The 19,462-nt window shown below is 68.7% G+C and carries 20 protein-coding genes; 16 read left to right on the top strand and 4 right to left on the bottom strand.

The genetic code is table 11. From position 1 onward, the window contains the following. Positions 1-227 precede the first annotated feature (227 nt). The 7 genes from FM069_RS00795 (at position 228) to FM069_RS00765 (ending at position 7,136) form a co-directional block, all read left to right on the top strand. Positions 228-1,394 (top strand): LLM class flavin-dependent oxidoreductase, encoded by a 1,167-nt coding sequence (locus FM069_RS00795; RefSeq protein WP_143486223.1) that lies wholly within the window; start codon positions 228-230, stop codon positions 1,392-1,394. A 25-nt stretch (positions 1,395-1,419) separates the two neighbouring features. Then, positions 1,420-2,472, top strand: coding sequence for an ABC transporter substrate-binding protein (locus FM069_RS00790; protein ID WP_143486222.1), 1,053 nt, complete (start codon positions 1,420-1,422; stop codon positions 2,470-2,472). A 79-nt stretch (positions 2,473-2,551) separates the two neighbouring features. Further along, positions 2,552-3,607, top strand: a complete 1,056-nt coding sequence (locus tag FM069_RS00785; protein ID WP_143486221.1) for an ABC transporter substrate-binding protein — start codon at positions 2,552-2,554, stop codon at positions 3,605-3,607. Then, positions 3,594-4,802 (top strand): MFS transporter, encoded by a 1,209-nt coding sequence (locus FM069_RS00780; protein ID WP_143486220.1) that lies wholly within the window; start codon positions 3,594-3,596, stop codon positions 4,800-4,802. Before FM069_RS00785 ends, FM069_RS00780 begins: the two co-directional genes overlap by 14 nt. Positions 4,803-4,804: 2 nt before the next feature. Continuing rightward, complete coding sequence (locus FM069_RS00775) at positions 4,805-5,563, top strand: ABC transporter permease (RefSeq protein ID WP_143486219.1); 759 nt, start codon at positions 4,805-4,807, stop codon at positions 5,561-5,563. Beyond that, entirely contained in the window at positions 5,560-6,345 is a 786-nt protein-coding gene (locus tag FM069_RS00770) for an ABC transporter permease (protein ID WP_407681544.1), read from the top strand. The genes FM069_RS00775 and FM069_RS00770 overlap by 4 nt, the downstream gene beginning before the upstream one ends. Then, positions 6,342-7,136 (top strand): ABC transporter ATP-binding protein, encoded by a 795-nt coding sequence (locus tag FM069_RS00765; protein ID WP_143486218.1) that lies wholly within the window; start codon positions 6,342-6,344, stop codon positions 7,134-7,136. Before FM069_RS00770 ends, FM069_RS00765 begins: the two co-directional genes overlap by 4 nt. Positions 7,137-7,963: 827 nt before the next feature. Here the strand turns inward: FM069_RS00765 and FM069_RS00760 are convergent. Genes FM069_RS00760 through FM069_RS00750 form a run of 3 tightly spaced genes read right to left on the bottom strand, consistent with a single transcriptional unit; the run spans position 7,964 to position 9,942 of the window. Continuing rightward, complete coding sequence (locus FM069_RS00760; protein WP_143486217.1) at positions 7,964-8,365, bottom strand: ExbD/TolR family protein; 402 nt, start codon at positions 8,363-8,365, stop codon at positions 7,964-7,966. Position 8,366: 1 nt separating this feature from the next. Further along, positions 8,367-9,086, bottom strand: a complete 720-nt coding sequence (locus FM069_RS00755) for a MotA/TolQ/ExbB proton channel family protein (RefSeq protein ID WP_143486216.1) — start codon at positions 9,084-9,086, stop codon at positions 8,367-8,369. A 37-nt stretch (positions 9,087-9,123) separates the two neighbouring features. Beyond that, the gene (locus FM069_RS00750; protein ID WP_178106623.1) at positions 9,124-9,942 is read right to left on the bottom strand and encodes an energy transducer TonB; all 819 of its coding nucleotides are present in this window, start codon (positions 9,940-9,942) and stop codon (positions 9,124-9,126) included. Positions 9,943-10,313: 371 nt separating this feature from the next. Between FM069_RS00750 and FM069_RS00745 the strand changes: the two genes are divergently transcribed. Both FM069_RS00745 and FM069_RS00740 read left to right on the top strand, forming a co-directional pair. After that, positions 10,314-11,228 (top strand): LysR family transcriptional regulator, encoded by a 915-nt coding sequence (locus tag FM069_RS00745; RefSeq protein WP_143486215.1) that lies wholly within the window; start codon positions 10,314-10,316, stop codon positions 11,226-11,228. A gap of 135 nt (positions 11,229-11,363) precedes the next feature. After that, positions 11,364-11,942 carry an acyl-homoserine-lactone synthase gene (locus FM069_RS00740; protein WP_143486214.1) on the top strand — a complete coding sequence of 193 codons (579 nt, stop codon included), beginning with the start codon at positions 11,364-11,366 and terminating at the stop codon, positions 11,940-11,942. Between the two features lie 40 nt (positions 11,943-11,982). On the opposite strand, the gene FM069_RS00735 is transcribed toward FM069_RS00740, so the two are convergent. Then, positions 11,983-12,687, bottom strand: a complete 705-nt coding sequence (locus tag FM069_RS00735) for an autoinducer binding domain-containing protein (protein ID WP_233281961.1) — start codon at positions 12,685-12,687, stop codon at positions 11,983-11,985. A 502-nt stretch (positions 12,688-13,189) separates the two neighbouring features. Here FM069_RS00735 and FM069_RS00730 point away from each other — a divergent pair. From FM069_RS00730 to phzG, 7 genes are read left to right on the top strand one after another with little or no spacing between them, the layout of a single operon-like run. Further along, the gene (locus FM069_RS00730) at positions 13,190-13,621 is read left to right on the top strand and encodes a hypothetical protein (RefSeq protein WP_143486212.1); all 432 of its coding nucleotides are present in this window, start codon (positions 13,190-13,192) and stop codon (positions 13,619-13,621) included. A gap of 33 nt (positions 13,622-13,654) precedes the next feature. Further along, a complete protein-coding gene (locus tag FM069_RS00725; protein ID WP_143486211.1) occupies positions 13,655-14,146 on the top strand; it encodes a PhzA/PhzB family protein in 492 nt (163 codons plus the stop codon). A gap of 25 nt (positions 14,147-14,171) precedes the next feature. Continuing rightward, entirely contained in the window at positions 14,172-15,377 is a 1,206-nt protein-coding gene (locus tag FM069_RS00720) for a 3-deoxy-7-phosphoheptulonate synthase (protein ID WP_143486210.1), read from the top strand. 13 nt (positions 15,378-15,390) lie between these two features. After that, entirely contained in the window at positions 15,391-16,014 is a 624-nt protein-coding gene (locus tag FM069_RS00715) for an isochorismatase family protein (RefSeq protein WP_143486209.1), read from the top strand. Beyond that, positions 16,011-17,924, top strand: a complete 1,914-nt coding sequence (locus FM069_RS00710) for an anthranilate synthase family protein (RefSeq protein WP_143486208.1) — start codon at positions 16,011-16,013, stop codon at positions 17,922-17,924. Before FM069_RS00715 ends, FM069_RS00710 begins: the two co-directional genes overlap by 4 nt. Positions 17,925-17,926: 2 nt before the next feature. Beyond that, positions 17,927-18,763, top strand: coding sequence for a PhzF family phenazine biosynthesis protein (locus tag FM069_RS00705; protein WP_143486207.1), 837 nt, complete (start codon positions 17,927-17,929; stop codon positions 18,761-18,763). Then, entirely contained in the window at positions 18,760-19,428 is a 669-nt protein-coding gene (phzG, locus tag FM069_RS00700; protein WP_143486206.1) for a phenazine biosynthesis FMN-dependent oxidase PhzG, read from the top strand. Before FM069_RS00705 ends, phzG begins: the two co-directional genes overlap by 4 nt. Positions 19,429-19,462 lie beyond the last annotated feature (34 nt).

Below are 19,462 nucleotides of genomic sequence, written 5' to 3'. Positions count from 1 at the left end.
CTTGAGAAAAACATACGGCACCGACATCTACACAGCGGACCGACTTGCTGCCGTCCCAGCAGAGGGGTGCTGGCCCTGTGTTGCTGGGCCAGCATCCGGCCTCGCCAGGCCCCTGCGAAATACGCCACAGCCCGCGCGCCACGGGGCTTCCCGCCTTTGGGCACAGCATTTGCTCCCACCCTGGCATCCCGGGAGAGACCGGGCCCTTCAGCAACTGGAGCAATGCCATGAGCACCGAATTCTTCTGGCGCCTACCCCTGGGCAGCGACGGCCCGCATCTCGCCTCGGACAAGAACAACCGCGGCAGCCACCTGCACCGCCCCGGCCACATCGCCCCCGGGCGCCTGCCCAACGGTGAGCCGGACGGCTTCACCTACATCGACTACATCGCCCAGGTGGCCAAGGCCGCCGAGATCGCCGGCTTCGAAGGCGCGCTGCTGCCCACCGGCCCGGAGCCGTGGATCGCCGCCGCCGCCCTGGCCCGGGAGACCCGCCGGATCAAGTTCCTCATCGCCTTCCAGGCCACCTGGACCCTGCCGGCCTACGCCGCGCAACAGGCGGCGATCCTGCAGAACCTCAGCCACGGGCGCCTGGACTGGAACATCATCACCGGCGGCAACCCGGCCAACCAGCGCGCCAACGGCGACTTCCTCGAACACGACAAGCGCTACCAGCGCACCGGCGAGTTTCTCGACATCATCGACGGCCTCTGGAACAACGACCAGTTCAGCTACCAGGGCGACATCTACCAGCTGGAGAACGGCTCGCTGCCCCTGGCCCTGAGGCACGAGCGCAAGCCCAGCGTGTACTTCTCCGGGTTCTCCGACCCGGCCCTGGACGTGGCCGCCCGCCACGCCGACGTCTACCTGAACTGGGCCGAGCCCATCGACACGCTGCGCCCCCACATCGAGCGGGTCCGCGAGCTGGCCGACAAGCAGGGCCGCCAAGTGCGCTTCGGCATCCGCATCGACCTGTTCGCCCGGGAGACCGAAGAGGCCGCCTGGAGCGAACTGCGCCGCCAGTACGAGCGCATCGACGCCCGCACCAGCGCCTTCATCAAGCACTTCGCCAGCGGCTCGGACTCGGTGGGCGCGGCGCGCCAGACCGCCTATCACCAGAACGCCGAGCGCTTCGACGACCTGATCATCGGGCCGAACCTGTGGGCCGGCTTCGGCAAGGCCAAGCCCGGCCCCACCATCGGCCTGGTGGGTAGCCACGAGAACGTCGCCGAGCGCCTCGCCGAGTACCGCGACGCCGGCTTCTCCACCTTCATCCTGGCCGGCAACCCGCACCTGGAAGAAGCCCTGCGCATCGGCCAGGAAGTACTGCCCCTGGTCCACGCCCGCCCGGCCCAGGCCGATACCCCCACCGCCACGCTGAAAGCCAGCGCCTGATCCCTCGACGCAAGGAACCGCATCCATGAGCCAACCCCTCGATACCCTCTGGTATACCCGCTGCCCCGTTCCCACCGGCCTCGGCATCGCCGTGCAGAAAGGCTGGCTGGAAGAAGCCCTGGCCGCCCAGGGCACCGCCATCCGCTCCCTGCGCGAAGCGGACGACCAGGCGGTGCGCGAATCGCACTTCGATCACAGCCTGCAGAACTCGGTCCGCCACGGCGGCAGCATCCCGGCCCTCTGGGCCCGCGCCAGCGGCCGCGAGACGCGCCTGATCGGCCTTTCCTGGGCCGATGAGGCGCAGCTGATCCTGACCCTGCCGGGCAGCGGCATCCGCAGCGTCAAGGACCTCAAGGGCCGCGCCTTCGGCCTGCCGGACTGGAACCACGCGCAGATCGACTTCACCCGGGCCCAGGCCATCCGCGGCCTGGAGAACGCCCTGCGCCTGGAAGGCCTGGAAGTGGCCGACGTGGAACGGGTCGACTACCGCCAGGACGGCACCTTCAGCGACGAGCCGGCACCCTCGCGCAACGGCGTGGGCACCTTCGGCGGCCGCCGCCGCGGCCACAACCCGGAGCTGGTCGGCCTGCTGCGCGGCGAGGTGGACGCGATCTTCCTCAAGGGTGCCCACGCCGTGCAGCTGGCCCAGCAGTTCGGCCTGCACACGGTGATCGACACCGGCGCCCACCCGGACCCGCTGGTGCGCTCCAACAACGGCACGCCGCGTACCCTGACCGTCGACCTCAACCTGCTGGAGCGCCACTACGACACCGCGGTGGGCATCCTCGGCGCGGTGCTGCGGGCCGAGGAATGGGCCTGGGGCCACCCCGACGAGACCCGCCGCTACCTGGCGCGGGAGACCAACAGCAGCGAGTTCTGGGTGACCCAGGCCTACGGCGAGGACGCCCACCTGCGCCTGCGCACCGAGCTGGACGAACGAGCCATCGCCGCGCTGCAGGATTTCACCGACTTCCTGCACCGCTGGGGCTTCCTGCCGCGGACCTTCGCGGTGGCCGACTGGCTCGACCCGCGCCCCCTGGAGACCCTGCGCCAGGAAGCGGCGCGGCGCGCCAGCTGACCCGCCCGCCCTCCGCCACGGCGGAGGGCGTGGCACCTGCCGCCCGCCCGTCACCCGTCCCGCTGGAACCCGCCGCCCCATGAGCACCCCACTCGATACCCTCTGGTACACCCACAGCCCGGTCCCCACCGGGCTCGGCATCGCCGTCGAATCCGGCCGCCTGGCCCGCGCCTTCCAGCCCTTCGGCACGCGCATCCAGGCCCTGCGCGAATCCTCCGACCGGGAGGTGCGCGAGGCCCACTTCGATCACCACCTGCGCAACTCGGTCCGCCACGGCGGCAACATCCCGGCCATCTGGGCCCGGGCCAGCGGCTACGAGACCCGGGTCATCGGCCTGTCCTGGTCCGACGAGGTGCAACTGATCGTCACCACCGACGACAGCCCGGTGCGCACCATCCGCGACCTGCGCAACCGCCGCTTCGGCCTGCCCAAGTGGGCCAACGTGCAGATCGACTTCACCCGCGCCCAGGCCATCCGCGGCCTGGAGAACGCCCTGCGCCTGGAAGGGCTGGCGGTGGCCGACGTGGAACTCATCGACTACCCCTACGGCGGCACCTACAGCGACGAGCCGGTGCGCCACGTGCACGGCGCCCAGGTCAGCCTCGGCGGCCACCGCACCCGGCGCCGCAACAACGAGCTGATCGGCCTGCTGCGCGGCGACGTCGACGCCATCTTCCTCAAGGGCGCCCACGGCCTGCAGCTGGCCGACGAGTTCGGCCTGCGGGTGGTGGTGGACGTGGGTTCCCACCCCGACCCGCTGATCCGCGCCAACATCGGCACGCCCCGCACCCTGACCGTGGACCGGCACCTGCTGGAAGCCCATTTCGAGGCCGCGGTGCTGATCCTCGACACCGTGCTGCGGGCCGAGCAATGGGCCTGGGCGCACCCCGAGGAGACCCGGCGCTTCCTCGCCCGGGAACTGAACACCAGCGAATACTGGGTGGCCAATGCCTACGGCGAGGACGCCCACCTGCGCCTGCAGACCAAGCTGGCCGAGCGCTCCATCGACGCCCTACAGGACCTCACCGACTTCCTCGAACGCTGGGCCTTCATCCCCCAGGGCTTCGACGTGCGCCAGTGGATCGACCCGGCGCCCCTGGAGCACCTGCTGGAGACCGTCGATGTCGCGGTCTAGGCCCGGCGCCTTCCTGGGCGGCTTCATGCTGCTGGCGGCGTTCAGCGGCGCCACCATCGGCATGGCCAAGATCGTCACCACCCTGTACGCCATCGAGATCGGCGCGCGCCCCTGGCAACTGGGGGTGATTTCGGCGATGGAGGCCCTGGGCATGGTCCTGCTGACCCTGCCGGCCGGCTTCGTCATCGCCCGCTACGGCGCGCGCCGGGTGTACTTCCTGGCCAGCCTCGGGCCGCTGCTGCTGAACCTGGCGATCCCGATGTTCGGCGGCTGGCTGTGGCTGGCGGCGGCGCGCCTGCTGATCGGCCTGTGCATCCCGTTCCGCATCGTCGCCATGAACAGCGCCTTCCTGCGCCAGTTGCCGCGCATCGGCAACGACAAGGCCGGCTGGTACCGCGGCGCCCTGACCCTGGGCATGGGCCTGCTGGGGCCGGCGCTGGGCAATGCCCTGGGCGGCCGCCTGGGCTTCGCCACGGCGTTCGTCATCATCGGCCTGTGCTTCGGCCTGATGGCCGCTTACAGCCTGGGCTTCTGGGAGCAGGAAGGCGCCTCTGCCGCCCCGGTGAACGCAGCCCCTGGCGGTACGGGCACCGCCACCCTCCTCGCCCAGGTGCGCGGCATGCTGGCCCATGCCGAGATCGCCGAGTGCTGCGTCATCGAACTGCTGTCCGGCGCCACCGGCGCGCTGTTCGGCACCTTCATCATCTTGCTGGCCCTGGAGGTGGCCGGCCTGACCCAGGACCAGGCGGTGAGCCTGGTGATGATCCAGGGCCTGGCAGCGGTGCTGGGCCTGTTCGGCCTCGGCTACCTGGTGGAGCGCAGCGGGCGGCGCGCGGCTTACCTGGCGAGCCTGGTCACCGCGTTGCTGGGCCTCGGCCTGCTGGGGCGCGCCCACGGCTACGCCTGGCTGGCGGCGGGCGGCGTGCTGTTGAGCACCGCCGCCGCCCTCGCCCACCTGGTCAACATGGCCCAGCTGGGCGAGCACCCGGAGGACAAGAGCAAGCTGTCCGGGCTGTTCAACCTGGCGGGCATGCTGGGGAGCTTCTCCGGCGCGCTGCTGGGGGGCGTCATCAGCCAGTGGGTGGGGTTGGAAAACCTGTTCCTCGCCTGGATTCCGGTGCTGCTGCTCACCGTCCTGGGCTGCGGCTGGCTGCGCCTGCGTCGCGCCGTTCCCCTCGTGCCCCAGGAGCCCTGAACATGCCCGTGGTCCTCACCCGCCTGAGCGTCTTCGCCTCGCCCCTGGCGCTGGTTCTCGCCTGGCTCCTGCTGGCCCGCTTCGGCGGCTTCCCGGCGCAACTGCTGGTGCCGCCCCAGGAGGTCTACCAGGCCTTCGTCGAGTTGCTGCAGAGTGGCGAACTGCGCGAGCACCTGGCCAACAGCCTGTCGCGGCTGGCCCTGGGTTTCTGCGCCGGCGCCCTCGGCGGCCTGCTGTTCGGCATCGCCATGGCCCTGTCGGAAACCGTGGAGGCCTACTGCGGCCCGCTGTTCCACGTGCTGCGGCAGATTCCTTCCATCGCGCTGATCCCCATGTTCATCCTGTTCTTCGGGGTGGAGGAAACCTTCAAGGTGGTGGTGGTGGCCAAGGCCTCGTTCTTCCCCGTGGCCCTGGCCGCCAGCGACGGAGTGAAGGGCATCCCCCGGCGCTACTTCGAGGTGGCGGAGGTGTACCGCCTGCCGCTGCCGAGCCTGGTACGCGACGTCGCCCTCCCCGCCGCCGCGCCGCCCATCGTCACCGGCCTGCGCATCGCCCTGAGCCGCGCCTGGATGGTGCTGGTGGCCGCCGAGCTGCTGGCGGCGGACAGCGGCCTGGGGCAGATGATCGAGATGAGCCGGCAGATGATGCGCATCGACATCGTGATGGTGGGGGTAGTGCTCACCGGGCTGGTGGGCTTCACCCTGGACCACGGCTTCCGCCTGCTGGAACGGCGCCTGCTGCGCTGGAGGGACACCCCATGACCGCCCTGAAACGCCTGCTCCGCCCATGGCGCGGCCTGCTCCTGCCGGTGCTGCTGCTCGGCGCCTGGGAACTGGCCTCGCGCCAGGGCGCCAGCCAGGCCTACGCGTTCGTCCCGCTGGCGCGGATCGGCGACGGCCTGCTGGAGCTGCTGGCCAGCGGCGAGCTGTGGCTGAGCGTCGCCGCCAGCCTGCAGCGCACCTGCCTCGGCCTGCTGGCCGGGGTCTGCGGCGGATTCGCCTTCGGCGCGCTGATGGCCTCCTCGCCGCTGGCCGAGCGCCTGCTGGGGCCGCTCTACCATGCCCTGCGCCAGGTGCCGATCCTCGGCCTGATTCCGTTGCTGGCCCTGTGGTTCGGCAGCGGCGAATTCACCAAGGTGCTGATCGTTTCCCTGGCGGCCTTCTACCCCATGGCCCTGAACGCCTTCGAGGGCTTTCGCAACGTCGAGACGCGCTACCGCGAGGTGGGCCGGCTGTACGGCCTCACGCCGTTGCAGCGCTTCACCCAGGTGAACCTGCCCGGCGCCCTGCCCAGCCTGTCCACCGGCCTGCTCCAGGCCCTGGCATTCGCCTGGGTCAGCTCGGTGGGCTGCGAGCTGTTCCTCTCCACGGGGCTGGGCCTGGGCAACCTGATGATGAACGCCGAAACCGGCTCGCGCATGGAGGTGGTGGTGATCGGCGTCCTCTGCGTGGGCCTGCTGGGCTATGCCATGAACCTCCTGTTCTCCCGCGTGAGCCAGCGCCTGTTGCGCTGGCGCGCGCCCCGACCCGGTGACTCGCGATGACCGCCATCCTCAACCCGCGCCTGGTGGGCGCCGAACTGCCGCAACCCGGCGCCCTGGCCATCCGCGGCCTGAACAAGGCCTACCGCATCGACGGCCGGCCGCTGCCGGTGCTGCAGGGCATCGACCTGCAGGTGCTGCCGGGGGAATTCGTCAGCATCGTCGGCACCAGCGGCTGCGGCAAATCCTCGCTGCTGCGGCTGATCGTCGGCCTGGAGCGGGAATACGACGGGCAGATCCTGCTGGACGGCGAGCCGGTCCGCGGGCCACGCCTGGACTGCGGCCTGGTGTTCCAGGACCACCGGCTGTTCCCCTGGAAGACCGTCTGGGACAACGTCGCCCTGGCCCTGAAGCACCAGCGCCTGAGCCGCCGGGAAAAGGCCGAGCGGGTCGACGAGCACCTGGCCCTGGTGGGCCTGACCGGCTTCGAGCGGGCCTACCCGCACCAGCTCTCCGGCGGCATGGCCCAGCGCGCCGCCATCGCCCGCGCCCTCATCACCCGGCCCAAGGTGCTGCTGCTGGACGAGCCCTTCGGTGCCCTGGACGCCCTTACCCGCATCCGCCTGCAGGCCGAGCTGCAACGCATCTGGGCGCAGCAGCGCAGCACCATGATCATGGTCACCCACGACGTGGAGGAAGCGCTCTACCTGGGGGACCGGGTGATCGTCATGGAACCGCGCCCGGGGCGCATCCGCCATGAGGTGCAGGTGGACCTGCCCCACCCGCGGGAGCGCAACGCGCCGCGGCTGCAGAACCTGCGGGACGAGCTGCTGCGGGAACTGACCGGCGACTGACCGGCCGCGGCGTGCGGTCCAGGGCTCGCCCGGAGGCGAGCGGGGCTCGACCGCACGCGCGGGTTCCTTCACTGGAACGCTCCTCTCGCTCGCCAGGATCGACCCGCTCGCCAGCGGTACGGCCTCTCGCGGGCAGTCGCGCCCGTGCGATGGCCCCCGCGCGACTTGGTAACCCTTCTAACCGTGTGCAACCAACGACGGCTTCAGCCCTCTCCCAAGCGGGTAAGCGCCCGACACCGACCTGCGGGATCGCACCGCCGCGTTGGGCTCGAAGGACGACGCGAGGCGTCCGTGCCCAGCCTTCCCAGCCCCTGAACCCATTCTTCTGGCAACGCACCGATCGCACTGCGAGCCCTCACATCCCCACCCAGCGGGTCGCCCACGCCTGCGCCCCTCGGGCTTTGGCACCTTGGCAATCCCTGGTAACCCATGCCCGGCGTCTCAGGTGAAACGGATGCAGTCAGCGCGGGAGACAGCCAGGGCGCTCATGCCGGCGGTTCCCGGGAGAATCGACAGGGCTCGCGCCTGGGTGCCGTCCAGCACGCGGGCAGCCGCAGGCATCACCCGGTTGGTGGGCGTACGCCCTCAGGAAAAGCAGGGCTTGCGCAGCACCAGCGCCCGGCCCTGGGTCACCCATCGCCGGGAGCGAGATCGGGATAAGCCGGAGCGCGGTACGGCCGCGCGGTGAAATAACCGGACGGGCGATGCCGTTGCCGGGTGAGCAAGCGCAGGGGCGAGAACGGGCCGCCCTCGCCCCGGCGCCGGATCGGCATAAAAAAAGGCCACCCCCGTGCCTACCGCGGGGATGGCCTGGTAAACGCAAGGGGTCAGCGGGCGGTGATCACTGCCAGGCGGGTGATGCCGGCCCGCTCGATGGCGGCCATGGCACGGGCCACTTCGCCGTAGTTCACCCCGTCGTCGGCCTGCAGCTGCACCCGCAGCTCGGCATCCCGGGCCTTGGCGTCGGCGAGGCGGCCCTCCAATTGCTCGGGCTGGATTTCCTCCTTGCCGAGGAACAGGGTGCCGGCGCCGTCGAGGCTCACCACCAGCGGGTCCTTCTGCTCGGGGGGCGCCACCGCCTCGGTCTTCGGCAGGTTGATCGGGATGGCGTTGGTCAGCAGCGGCGCGGTGACGATGAACACCACCAGCAGCACCAGCATCACGTCCACCAGCGGCGTGACGTTGATCTCGCTGAGGACTTCGTCGCTGTCCTGGGTCGAGAAGGCCATGTCAGACCGCCTCCTTCACGCTGGCCGGGACCGGCGCGGGGCGCTTGGCCAGAGGCAGCGGGATCAGGGTGAAGGCGCTCTTCTGGGCCAGGCTGTAGAAGTCGTGGGCGAAGTCTTCCAGGTCGGCGGCGGCCAGCTTCAGCCGGCGCAGGAAGTAGTTGTAGACCAGCACCGCGGGCACTGCGACGGCGATGCCGACGCCGGTGGCCACCAGCGCCGCGCCGATGGGGCCGGCCACCGTCTCCAGGCTGGCGTTGCCGGCGGCGCTGATGCCCTTGAGGGCCTCCATGATGCCCCAGACGGTGCCGAACAGGCCGATGAAGGGCGAGGTGGAGCCGATCGAGGCCAATACCGCCAGGCCGGATTCCAGGGAGCGTCGCTCGCGCTGGATCTGCTGGCGCAACGCCCGCTCCAGGCGGTCCTGGTGGTTGATCGACTGGGCCAGGTCGCCGGGCTGCCCGGCGGCGCCGATCTGGATGGCGGCGAAACCGGCCTGGGCAAGGTGGGCAGCGGCGCCCGGCTGCTCGGCCACCTGGCCGGCCGCGCTGTCCAGGGTGGGGGCGCTCCAGAAACGCCCGAGGAAGCGCCGGTCCTGGCGCTTGAGGCGGGCGAACTGGATGGTCTTCACCAGGGCCAGGCCCCAAGTGACGACGGAAAAGCCGATGAGCAGCCAGATGGCCACATGTTCGACCGAGGCGAAGGGGTTGGTCAGCAGGTCCATGGAGAATCCTCGTGGGCGATCAGGGAAACGGAAAGGGTCAATGGAGGGCGAAGGCGATGGGTACGCTGACCCAGCCGTCCTGGGGCTGGTCGCCCCGTTTCGCCGGGACGAAGGACCAGCGCCGCACGGCGTCCTGGGCCGCCTTGTCGAGAATCTCGCGGCCGCTGGAGGTCTGCACCTGGATGTCGGCGGGACGGCCGCTGGCGAGCACCCGCACCCGCAGGATCACCGTGCCTTCCCAACCCCGGCGCTGGGCCAGGGAGGGATAGGTGGGCGCCGGGTTCTTCAGGTAACCGGCATTGGCCGAGGGCGGCGTCAGCGGCGCGGGCGGCGGCGGTTCCACGGGGGCCGGGGCGGCCACCGGCGGAGGCGGCGCAGGCTGCTCCACGGGTTTCGGCACGGGCTTGGGCATCGGCTGCGGCTTGGCCACGGGCTTCGGCTTGGGTGCGGGCACCGGCTTGGGCGGTGGCGGCTTCGTCGCCAGTTCTTCCACCACGGGCGGCGGCGGTGGTTCCTCGATCACCGGCGGTGGCGTCGGCTCCGGCGGCACCTCGGCCGGTGGCGGCGCCGGCCGGGTGAATTCGATGGTCATCGGCGGGATCTGGGGTGGCACCTCGGGCAGGACGGGCTGCGGGCGCTGCGCCAGCCAATTGAGCACGCCGGCATGCAGCGCCAGGGCCAGGAGAATCAGCAGCCAGGCCTCCCGGCGGGCCGGCGTGGCGCTGGCCACCAGGTCGTGCGAGAGCGGGATAGCGGCCATCCGCGGTTCGGGCGTCGCCGGTTCGCGAGGCGCATCGGGCGGATCGAATTCGAACCAGGCGCCACTGGCCGGTTCGGCCTTGAGTATCGTGCTCATGAAAGACCCCACAACGGATATGCATCTCGGGCCTCTTCATGGTGAAGAACCCGGCCACGCGAAGTGGCGAGCACAGGGTGGAAAAGCTGCGTTATTTCGGGAAGAAATTTTTAGACGGAATTTTCTTAAGAATTGGAATAAAAAATAGTTAATACTTTGAAAATAAAAGAAATTTTCTTATTTAAAGCGAAGCATGCATTCCAGATATGCCTGCAAGGCATCGTGTTCTATTCCATTTTCATGCAGTTTTAATTCCCTAAAGATTTAAGAATTACGCCAAGAAGAATTGACCGCTATTAACGCGCCCTTTTAAAAAGCAGGACGGGAGCGCCTGCGGTTGGCGCTCCGATGTCGTCACGGTCGGCTCTCCCATGGACTTGCGTCAGCTTCGCTACCTCCTCGCCCTCTATGAACACCGCAGCTTCGTCCAGGCGGCCGAGGCCATGGGTATCACCCAGCCGGCATTCAGCCGCGCCATCCAGGGGCTGGAACAGGAACTGGGCTGCGCCCTGGTGGCCCGGGGCAGCAAGGAGCTGCGCCCCACGCCGGAGGGCCAGGTGGCCCTGCAGCACGCCCGCAACCTGGTGCGGGGCGCCAGCAACCTGGTGAACGAGATCGGCCGCATGACCCACCTGGATGCGGGCGAGTTGCAGCTGGGTTGCAGCCCGGCGCTGTCGGGGCGCTGGCTGTCGAGGGCGCTGGCGCGGTTCACCGCGGCGCATCCCAATGTCCACGTCCGGCTGAAACGGGACAGCGGCCACGTGCTGCGGCGCTGTCTGGGGCGCGACGACATCGAATTCTTCATCGCCGACATCCGCCCCTACGAAGCGGAGGCCGACCTGCAGACCCGTCCCCTGCGGGTCCAGCAGGCGTCGTTCTTCTGCCGCCCGGGGCATCCCCTGCTGGACCGGGACAGCCTCTCCACCAACGACCTGTTCGCCCACCCCATCGCCACGCCGCGCCTGCCGCCGGTGCTGCACAAGACCCTGGCCCACCTCAGCGGCCGCGCGCATTTCGAGCCCCAGCTGGAGTGCGAGGACCTTGGCCTGATCGTCGACCTGGTACGGCACACCGATACCCTGGGCCTTGGCGCCCGGGAGGCCGTGCAGGGCGCCCTCGATCGCGGCGAGCTGGAGACGCTGCACTTGCGCAACGTGCCGCCCGCCGCCTTGCAGCTCCACGAGGGGATCATCAGCCGCACCGGCTACCGCCTGTCCGCCGCCGCCCAGGCCCTCGTCGACGTGCTGCTGGACGAGCAGCGCGCCCCGGAGAGCGCGTTCGCCTGAGCCCGCCTTCGCCTGGACACGTGCGCAGATTCGGCCAAAGTCAAGGCGACTACCAGATCTGGTAGGTGTGAAAGAGACACGGAGTGCTCTATAAGCCGCCTCTGGATATCCATCGAACCAAGGAGGGCGCTGACGATGCGCATGGAAGAGTACGGCTTGGCGGATATGGACGAGACCCTGCAGGCCACCTTCGGCCGGTTCCGCTACCGGCAATTCATCGAGAAGCTGGGGTGGCGCTTGCCGGTACGCCAGCCCGGCCAGGAATGGGACCAGTACGACGACGCCAACGCCCGCTATGTGCTGGCGTTCAACGACGCCTCGGAACTGGTGGGGTGCGCACGGCTGATCTGCACCCTGCGCCCCACCCTGCTGGAGGAGGTGTTCCCGCAGACCTGCGTGGAGGCACCGCCCCGGCAGGCCGCCATCTGGGAGATGACCCGCTTCACCACCGCGGAGCCGCAACTGGGGATGCCGCTGTTCTGGCGCAGCCTGGAGATCGCCCGGGCCCACGGGGCGGAGACCATCGTCGGGGTGGTGAACCGGGCCATGGAGCGCTACTACGTCCAGGCCGGCGTGACCTTCCAGCGGCTCGGCCCGGTGACGCTGCACCAAGAGGAGAAGATCCTCGCCATCCAGCTGCCCACCTGCCTGGACCTCCACCCCGGCGCCCGGGTGGAGACCGCGGCCATGGAGACCCTGAAGCGAAGCGCCTGAGCCAAGCGCCTTCCCCTGCCCCCTGAGGGCTGTCCAGCCCTCAGATGTAGCCCAGCGCCACCGCGTAGGAAACGGCCTGCACCCGGTTGTTGGCGCCGATCTTCCGCTGCACGTTCTTCAGGTGGTAATTGATGGTGTCGGTGCACACCCCGAGGATCACCCCGATTTCCTCGGATGTCTTGCCGTCCGCAGTCCAGAGCAGGATGTCCCGCTCGCGCCCGGTGAACTCGACGTCATCGCTGAACACCCCCGCCTCGCGCTCCAGCTCCGAAAGCTTCTCGTGGGCGGCGCTGGCGAAGGCCTTGGTGGCGGGCTTGAGGTCTTCGAATTCCTTCGGGCTGATGGCCCTGTCGCGACGCGCCAGGCTGAGGATGCCGACCCGGCCGCGCTCGTTGAACGAAGGCTGCGCGAGGCCATGGCGCAGGTCGGAATCCCGGGCCTCGGTCCACAGGTCGGGGCAGCCCTTGAACAGTTCGTCGCTCCACAGGATGGGGACCGACGACACCTTGCTGTGCTTCACAGTGGGGTCGACCACCGCATAGTTCATCGTCTGGTAGCGATAGATCCACTCGGACGAATAATTACTGTAGAGGTAAGTTTTCGGTCGCATGAACGGCGTGGTACTGCACATGCCGTAGGCGTAATAATCGAAACCCAGATCACGTACCGCACTTGTCGCAGTGGCAGAGAATTCTTCCAGATTCCTGGCCTGCGCAAACACGCTGAAGAAATAAGCATCCCACATCAGCAACTGGCCCAATCCCATATGCGGCCCTCCAATGTCTGCAGACGGTTTCGGGAGCCTACGCGAACTCGCTAGGGTGTCAACGACAAATTGATGAGCGCGCCATAACCATTGGTACTAGGATAAAAGCTGACGTTGTCCGGCAATTCTCCACATCTTCTCCAGCGCATAATTGAATGATCGAACAATAAAGTAAAAAACCACAGATCATTCATGACCTTGCCAACTCTTCCGTGTTATTCCACCCCACTCGTTCAAGAGTCGCCCATAAGTGTGCTACCAGATCTGGTAGTTCCGTCGAGGTAATTCGCTGGATATACATAACGCCAGTGTTTTTTACCGGTTCCAAGAGCATCCGACGGATAAATGTCCGTAAAACCGGCCACTTACGACTGAGGCCGCGCCTCCGACCGGGCTCGGTCCATAGGCTCCGTTCCCACGTTTTCCCGAGCGCCAAAAGGGATTTTGGCCTCGCTTTCTTCTATTCGCCCGAGCGCGAAACATGTCTGAAAAGGAGTTCGCCATGCGTTCGACATCACCCTTCGTACTTGCCATTACTTATCGGGAAGTAACGGGCGGACAGGAAAAGTCTCCCTCGAACAACCGTATGGAACGTTATCGGTCGTTCACTGAAATCGAGTACGACGGCGGCCGAAAGAGTAATGACGAAACGAGCGGGATATATGTGAGGCATGAAGAATCGCAAGCCTGCTATTTAACGGTTAAGCACGCTTTCGATTTGCCAGGTATCGATGGCGAACAGTATCGAGCCAATACGGCCACAGGCTTTTCCTGCAAGTTCCAGCGAATCGCGAAACTTATCGCGTCGCCCATGACAGTTGATCGTTCGCCCCCGCGAGTGCATTCGAACGCGTGTTTTCCGCCACTTCGTGATCCGGCGCCCTGCGGGGCGGGATCGTCTCCGAAGGCATGACCCCCTTTCCCACCCACCCATGGAGAACTGCACATGCTGAACCAGGCAAAACAGCAACCCTTCGACGATTCCACCGCCGACCTGCGCCGCCGAAACCGCGCGGTGGTGGAACAGTACATGCGCACCAAGGGCGAGGCGCGCCTGCGCCGCCACGAGCTGTTCACCGAGGACGGCTCCGGTGGGCTTTGGACCACCGACACCGGCGAACCCATCGTCATCAGCGGCAAGGACAAGCTGGGCGAGCACGCGGTGTGGTCGCTGAAATGCTTCCCGGATTGGGAGTGGTACAACGTCAAGGTCTTCGAGACCGACGACCCCAACCACCTGTGGGTCGAGTGCGACGGCCACGGCAAGATCCTCTTCCCCGGGTACCCCGAGGGCTACTACGAGAACCACTTCCTGCATTCCTTCGAAATGGAGGACGGCAAGATCAAGCGCAACCGCGAATTCATGAACGTATCCCAGCAACTTCGCGCATTGGGTATTCCGGTGCCGCAGGTCAAGCGCGAAGGAATACCCACCTGATCCCAACCGCGGAAGGGGTGCCACCATGAAAGACCTATTGGAACGCGTGCAGAATTGCGAGGCGCTGCAGCAGCCTCAATGGAGTGAGCCGTCGCAGTTGAATGACGCGCAAGCCTATCTACGAGAGAGCCCGGCGCTGGTCCAGCTGGAAGACATCCTGGCCCTGCGCGCCGTGCTGGCACGGGTCGCGGCGGGCGAGGCGCTGGTCATCCAGTCCGGCGACTGTGCCGAGGACATGGACGAGTACGAGCCGGGTCACGTGGCCCGCAAGGCCGCCGTGCTGGACCTGCTGGCCGGCGCCTTCCGGCTGGTCACCGAGCAGCCGGTGGTGCGGGTCGGGCGGATCGCCGGGCAGTTCGCCAAGCCCCGCTCCAAGCCCAGCGAAGTGGTGGGCGACGTCGAGCTGCCGGTGTACCGCGGCGACATGGTGAACGGCCGCGAAGCCCATTCGGGAAGCCGCCAGCACGACGCCCAGCGCCTGGTGAAAGGCTACAACGCGGCCCGGGAGATCATGCAGCACCTGGGCTGGATGGAGGACCGCGCCACCGGCGCGGTCCTGGCCGGGCCGCCGGCCTGGACCAGCCACGAGATGCTGGTGCTGGACTACGAGGTGCCGTTGCTGCGGGAAGACGGTCGCGGCCGCGTCTACCTGGGGTCGACCCACTGGCCGTGGATCGGCGAGCGCACCCGCCAGGAAGAAGGTGCCCACGTGACGCTGCTCAGCGCGGTGCTCAACCCGGTGGCCTGCAAGGTCGGGCCGAACATCACCCCCAGCCAGTTGCTGACCCTGTGCGAACGCCTCGATCCGCGGCGCGAGCCCGGACGGCTGACGCTGATCGCTCGCATGGGCGCCAGTGCCGTGGCCGAGCGCCTGCCGCCGCTGGTGAAAGCGGTGCGCGAGGCCGGGCATCCGGTGATCTGGCTGAGCGACCCCATGCACGGCAACACCGTCGTCGCGCCCTGCGGCAACAAGACCCGACTGGTGCAGACCATCGCCGAGGAAATCGCCGCGTTCCGCCAGGCGGTCACCGCCGCCGGCGGCGTGGCGGGCGGCCTGCACCTGGAGACCACCCCGGACGAGGTCACCGAGTGCGCCAACGACGCCGACGCACTGCACCAGGTGGCCAGCCGCTACCGCAGCCTCTGCGACCCGCGCCTGACCCCCTGGCAGGCGATCACCGCCGTGATGGCCTGGAACACCTCGCCGCAGTCCCCGCACACCCCTTCCTGACTGGAGTCTCGCAATGCCCGGTATTCCCTCCATCGCCGCCTATGCCCTGCCCACGGCCCGCGACCTGCCCCCGAACCTGGCGCAGTGGACCCTGGACCCCCAGCGCGCCGTGCTGCTGGTCCACGACATGCAGCGCTACTTCCTCCGCCCGCTGCCCGACACCCTGCGCGACGCGGTGGTGGGCAACGCCGCCCGCCTGCGCCAGTGGTGCGTCGAACACGACGTCCCGGTGGCCTACACCGCCCAGCCCGGGAGCATGACCGAGGCCCAGCGCGGCCTGCTCAAGGATTTCTGGGGCCCGGGCATGCAGGCCAGCGCCGCCGACCGCGAGGTGGTGGAGCCCCTGGCGCCCACCGCCGAGGACTGGCGCCTGACCAAGTGGCGCTACAGCGCGTTCTTCCAGTCCGACCTGCTGGAGCGCATGCGCCGTGCCGGTCGCGACCAGTTGATCCTGTGCGGCGTGTACGCCCACGTGGGGGTGTTGATCTCCACGGTGGACGCCTACTCCAACGACATCCAGCCGTTCCTGGTAGTGGACGCCATCGCCGACTTCAGCGAACAGCACCACCGGATGGCCATCGAATACGCCGCCAGCCGCTGCGCCATGGTCCTCACCACCGACGAGGTGCTCGCATGAGCCAGGCCATCCCGCCGTTGCTGGAACGCATCCTGTCGCCGGACCCCGGCGCCTTCGCCCTGCTCTACCGCCCGGAAAGCACCGGCCCGGGCCTGCTGGACGTGCTGGTGGGCGAGGTGGAACAGCCCGAGCGCCTGGCCGACATCCCGCTATCGGAGCCACGGCCCGGCGCCCCGGGCCTGGACGTGCTGGCGCTGATCCCCTACCGGCAGATCGCCGAGCGCGGCTTCGAGGCCACGGACGACGGCACGCCGCTGCTGGCCCTGCGCATCCGCGAGCGCCAGACCCTGGGCTTCGACCAGGTGCTCGGCCTGCTCCCGGACATCCCGCTGGAGCTGAACGCCGAGCGCTTCGACCTGGACGACGCCCGCTACGCCGAGGTGGTGGGCCAGGTCATCGACCGGGAGATCGGCCGCGGCGAAGGCGCCAACTTCGTCATCCGCCGGACCTTCATCGCCGAGATCGGCGACTACGGCCTGGACCGCGCGCTGTCGTTCTTCCGCCAACTGCTGGCGCGGGAAAAGGGCACCTACTGGACCTTCATCGTCCACACCGGCGAGCGCACCCTGGTGGGCGCCTCGCCGGAGCGCCACGTCAGCGTCAAGGACGGGCTGGCGGTGATGAACCCCATCAGCGGCACCTACCGCTACCCGGCGGCGGGCCCGAACCTGGAAGAGGTGATGGCCTTCCTCGCCGACCGCAAGGAAGCGGAAGAGCTGTACATGGTGGTGGACGAGGAGCTGAAGATGATGGCGCGCATCTGCGAGGACGGCGGCCATGTCCATGGGCCCTACCTCAAGGAAATGGCGCACCTGGCCCACACCGAATACTTCATCGAGGGCCGCACCCGGCTCGACCCGAGGGACATCCTGCGCGAGTCGCTGTTCGCCCCTACCGTGACCGGCAGCCCCCTGGAAAGCGCCTGCCGGGTGATCCACCGCTACGAGCCCCAGGGCCGCGGCTACTACAGCGGCGTGGCCGCGCTGATCGGCCACGAGGGCGACGGCAGCCGCTCCCTGGACTCCGCCATCCTGATCCGCACCGCAGACATCGACGCCGCCGGCCAGGTGCGCATCGGCGTGGGCTCCACCATCGTCCGCCACTCCGACCCCGCCGCCGAGGCCGCCGAGAGCCGGGCCAAGGCCGCCGGCCTGATCGCCGCGCTGAAGAACCGCAGCCCCTCGCGCTTCGGCGCCTACCTGCAGGTGCGCGCGGCCTTGGCCAGCCGCAACGCCAGCGTCTCGGAGTTCTGGCTGACGCACGCCGAGGAACGCCACCAGGCGCAGCCCGACCTGGAAGGTCGCCAGGTGCTGATCGTCGACGCCGAGGACACCTTCACCTCGATGATCGCCAAGCAACTGCGGGCCCTGGGCCTGGCGGTGACCGTGCGCAGCTTCAACGAGAGCTACGCCTTCGATGGCTACGACCTGGTGGTGATGGGCCCCGGCCCGGGCGACCCGGGCGCCACCGACCAGCCGAAGATCAATCACCTGCACCTGGCGATCCGCTCGCTGCTCAACCAGGGCCGGCCGTTCCTCGCCGTCTGCCTGAGCCACCAGGTGCTGAGCCTGTGCCTGGGCCTGCAGATGCAGCGCCGCAGCACCCCCAACCAGGGCGTGCAGAAGGAGATCGACCTGTTCGGCGCCCGGGAAAAGGTGGGGTTCTACAACACCTTCGCCGCCCGCAGCGGGCGCGACAGCCTGCACGTGAAGGGCGTCGGCCAGGTGGAGGTCAGCCGCGACCGGGCGACCGGCGAGGTCCATGCCCTGCGCGGCCCGTCCTTCGCCTCCATCCAGTTCCACCCTGAATCCCTGCTGACCCGGGAGGGACCGCGGATCATGGCCGAGCTGGTGCGCCACGTCCTGTTCAACACGAACGCCGCTGCCGCGGCCACTGCCGCCAGGAGCTGACCATGCATCGCTACGTGATCATCGACGCCTTCGCCACCCAGCCGCTGGAGGGCAACCCGGTGGCGGTGTTCTTCGACGCCGACGATTTGTCCGCGGAGCAGATGCAGCGCATCGGCCGGGAAATGAACCTGTCGGAAGTCACCTTCGTGCTCAAGCCGCGCCAGGGAGGCGACGCGCTGATCCGCATCTTCACCCCGGTCAACGAACTGCCGTTCGCCGGCCATCCGATGCTGGGCACCGCCATCGCCCTGGGCGCCGAGACCGACAGCCCGCAGCTCCGCCTGGAAACCCAGATGGGCACCATCGCATTCCAGCTGGAACGGCAGAACGGCCAGGTGGTGGCCTGCAGCATGGAGCAGCCGATCCCCACCTGGAGCCTGTTCGACCGCACCCCCGAGCTGCTCGCCGCCCTGGGCATCGAGCGCTCCCAATACCCGGTGGAGATCTACCGCAACGGGCCGCGCCACGTGTTCGTCGGCCTGCCGGACATCGCCTCGCTGTCCGCCCTGCACCCCGACCACCGGGCCCTGTCGGTGTTTCCCGACATGGCGGTGAACTGCTTCGCCGGCGCGGGTCGGCGCTGGCGCAGCCGGATGTTCTCGCCGGCCTACGGGGTGGTGGAGGACGCCGCCACCGGCTCGGCGGCCGGCCCCCTTGCGATCCACCTGGCCCGCCACGGGCAGGCCACCTTCGGCCAGCAGATCGAGATCCTCCAGGGGGTGGAGATCGGTCGTCCTTCATTGATGTTCGCCCGGGCCGAAGCCCGCGACGAACGCATCACCCGGGTGGAAGTATCCGGCAACGGCGCCCTGTTCGGGCAAGGAACCATCGTCATATGAGCAGCGTAATCGCAGGGCGGCCGACCGCGGCCGCGAAGCTGTCGGAATCCCTCACCGGCAACCTCGACACTCCGTTCCCGGAGTACGAGAACCCGCCCGCCGAGCCCTTCGGCCTGCTGAACACCTGGCTGGAACGCGCCCGCCGCCTGGGCGTGCGCGAGCCGCGGGCACTGGCCCTGGCCACCGCCGATGCCCTGGGGCACCCCTCCACCCGGGTGGTGGTGATCGGCGAGATCACCGAGACCGGCGTGCTGTTCACCACCCACGCCGGTAGCCAGAAAGGCCGGGAGCTGGCGCAGAACCCCTGGGCCTCGGGGGTGCTGTACTGGCGCGAGACCAGCCAGCAGATCATCCTAAACGGCCGCGCCGTGCGTCTGCCGGACGCCAAGGCCGACGCCCTGTGGAACGGCCGGCCCCATGTCACCCACCCCATGACCAGCGTCTCCCGGCAGAGTGAGGACCTGGTGGACGTGGCCGCCCTGCGCGCCGCGGCCCGGCGCCTGGCCGAGGTGGATGGCCCGCTGCCGCGGCCCGACGCCTACTGCGTGTTCGAGCTGCGCCTGGAGTCGCTGGAGTTCTGGGCCAACGGCACCGAGCGGCTGCACGAGCGGCTGCGCTACGACCGCAGCGGTGACGGCTGGCACGTCCGGCGCCTGCAGCCCTGAGGGATTTCCCCGGCGGCTCGTGCGCGTCGCCGTC

Source organism: Pseudomonas mangiferae (assembly GCF_007109405.1).
GTDB lineage: Bacteria > Pseudomonadota > Gammaproteobacteria > Pseudomonadales > Pseudomonadaceae > Pseudomonas_T > Pseudomonas_T mangiferae.
This window is presented reverse-complemented; position numbering and strand designations above follow the sequence as displayed.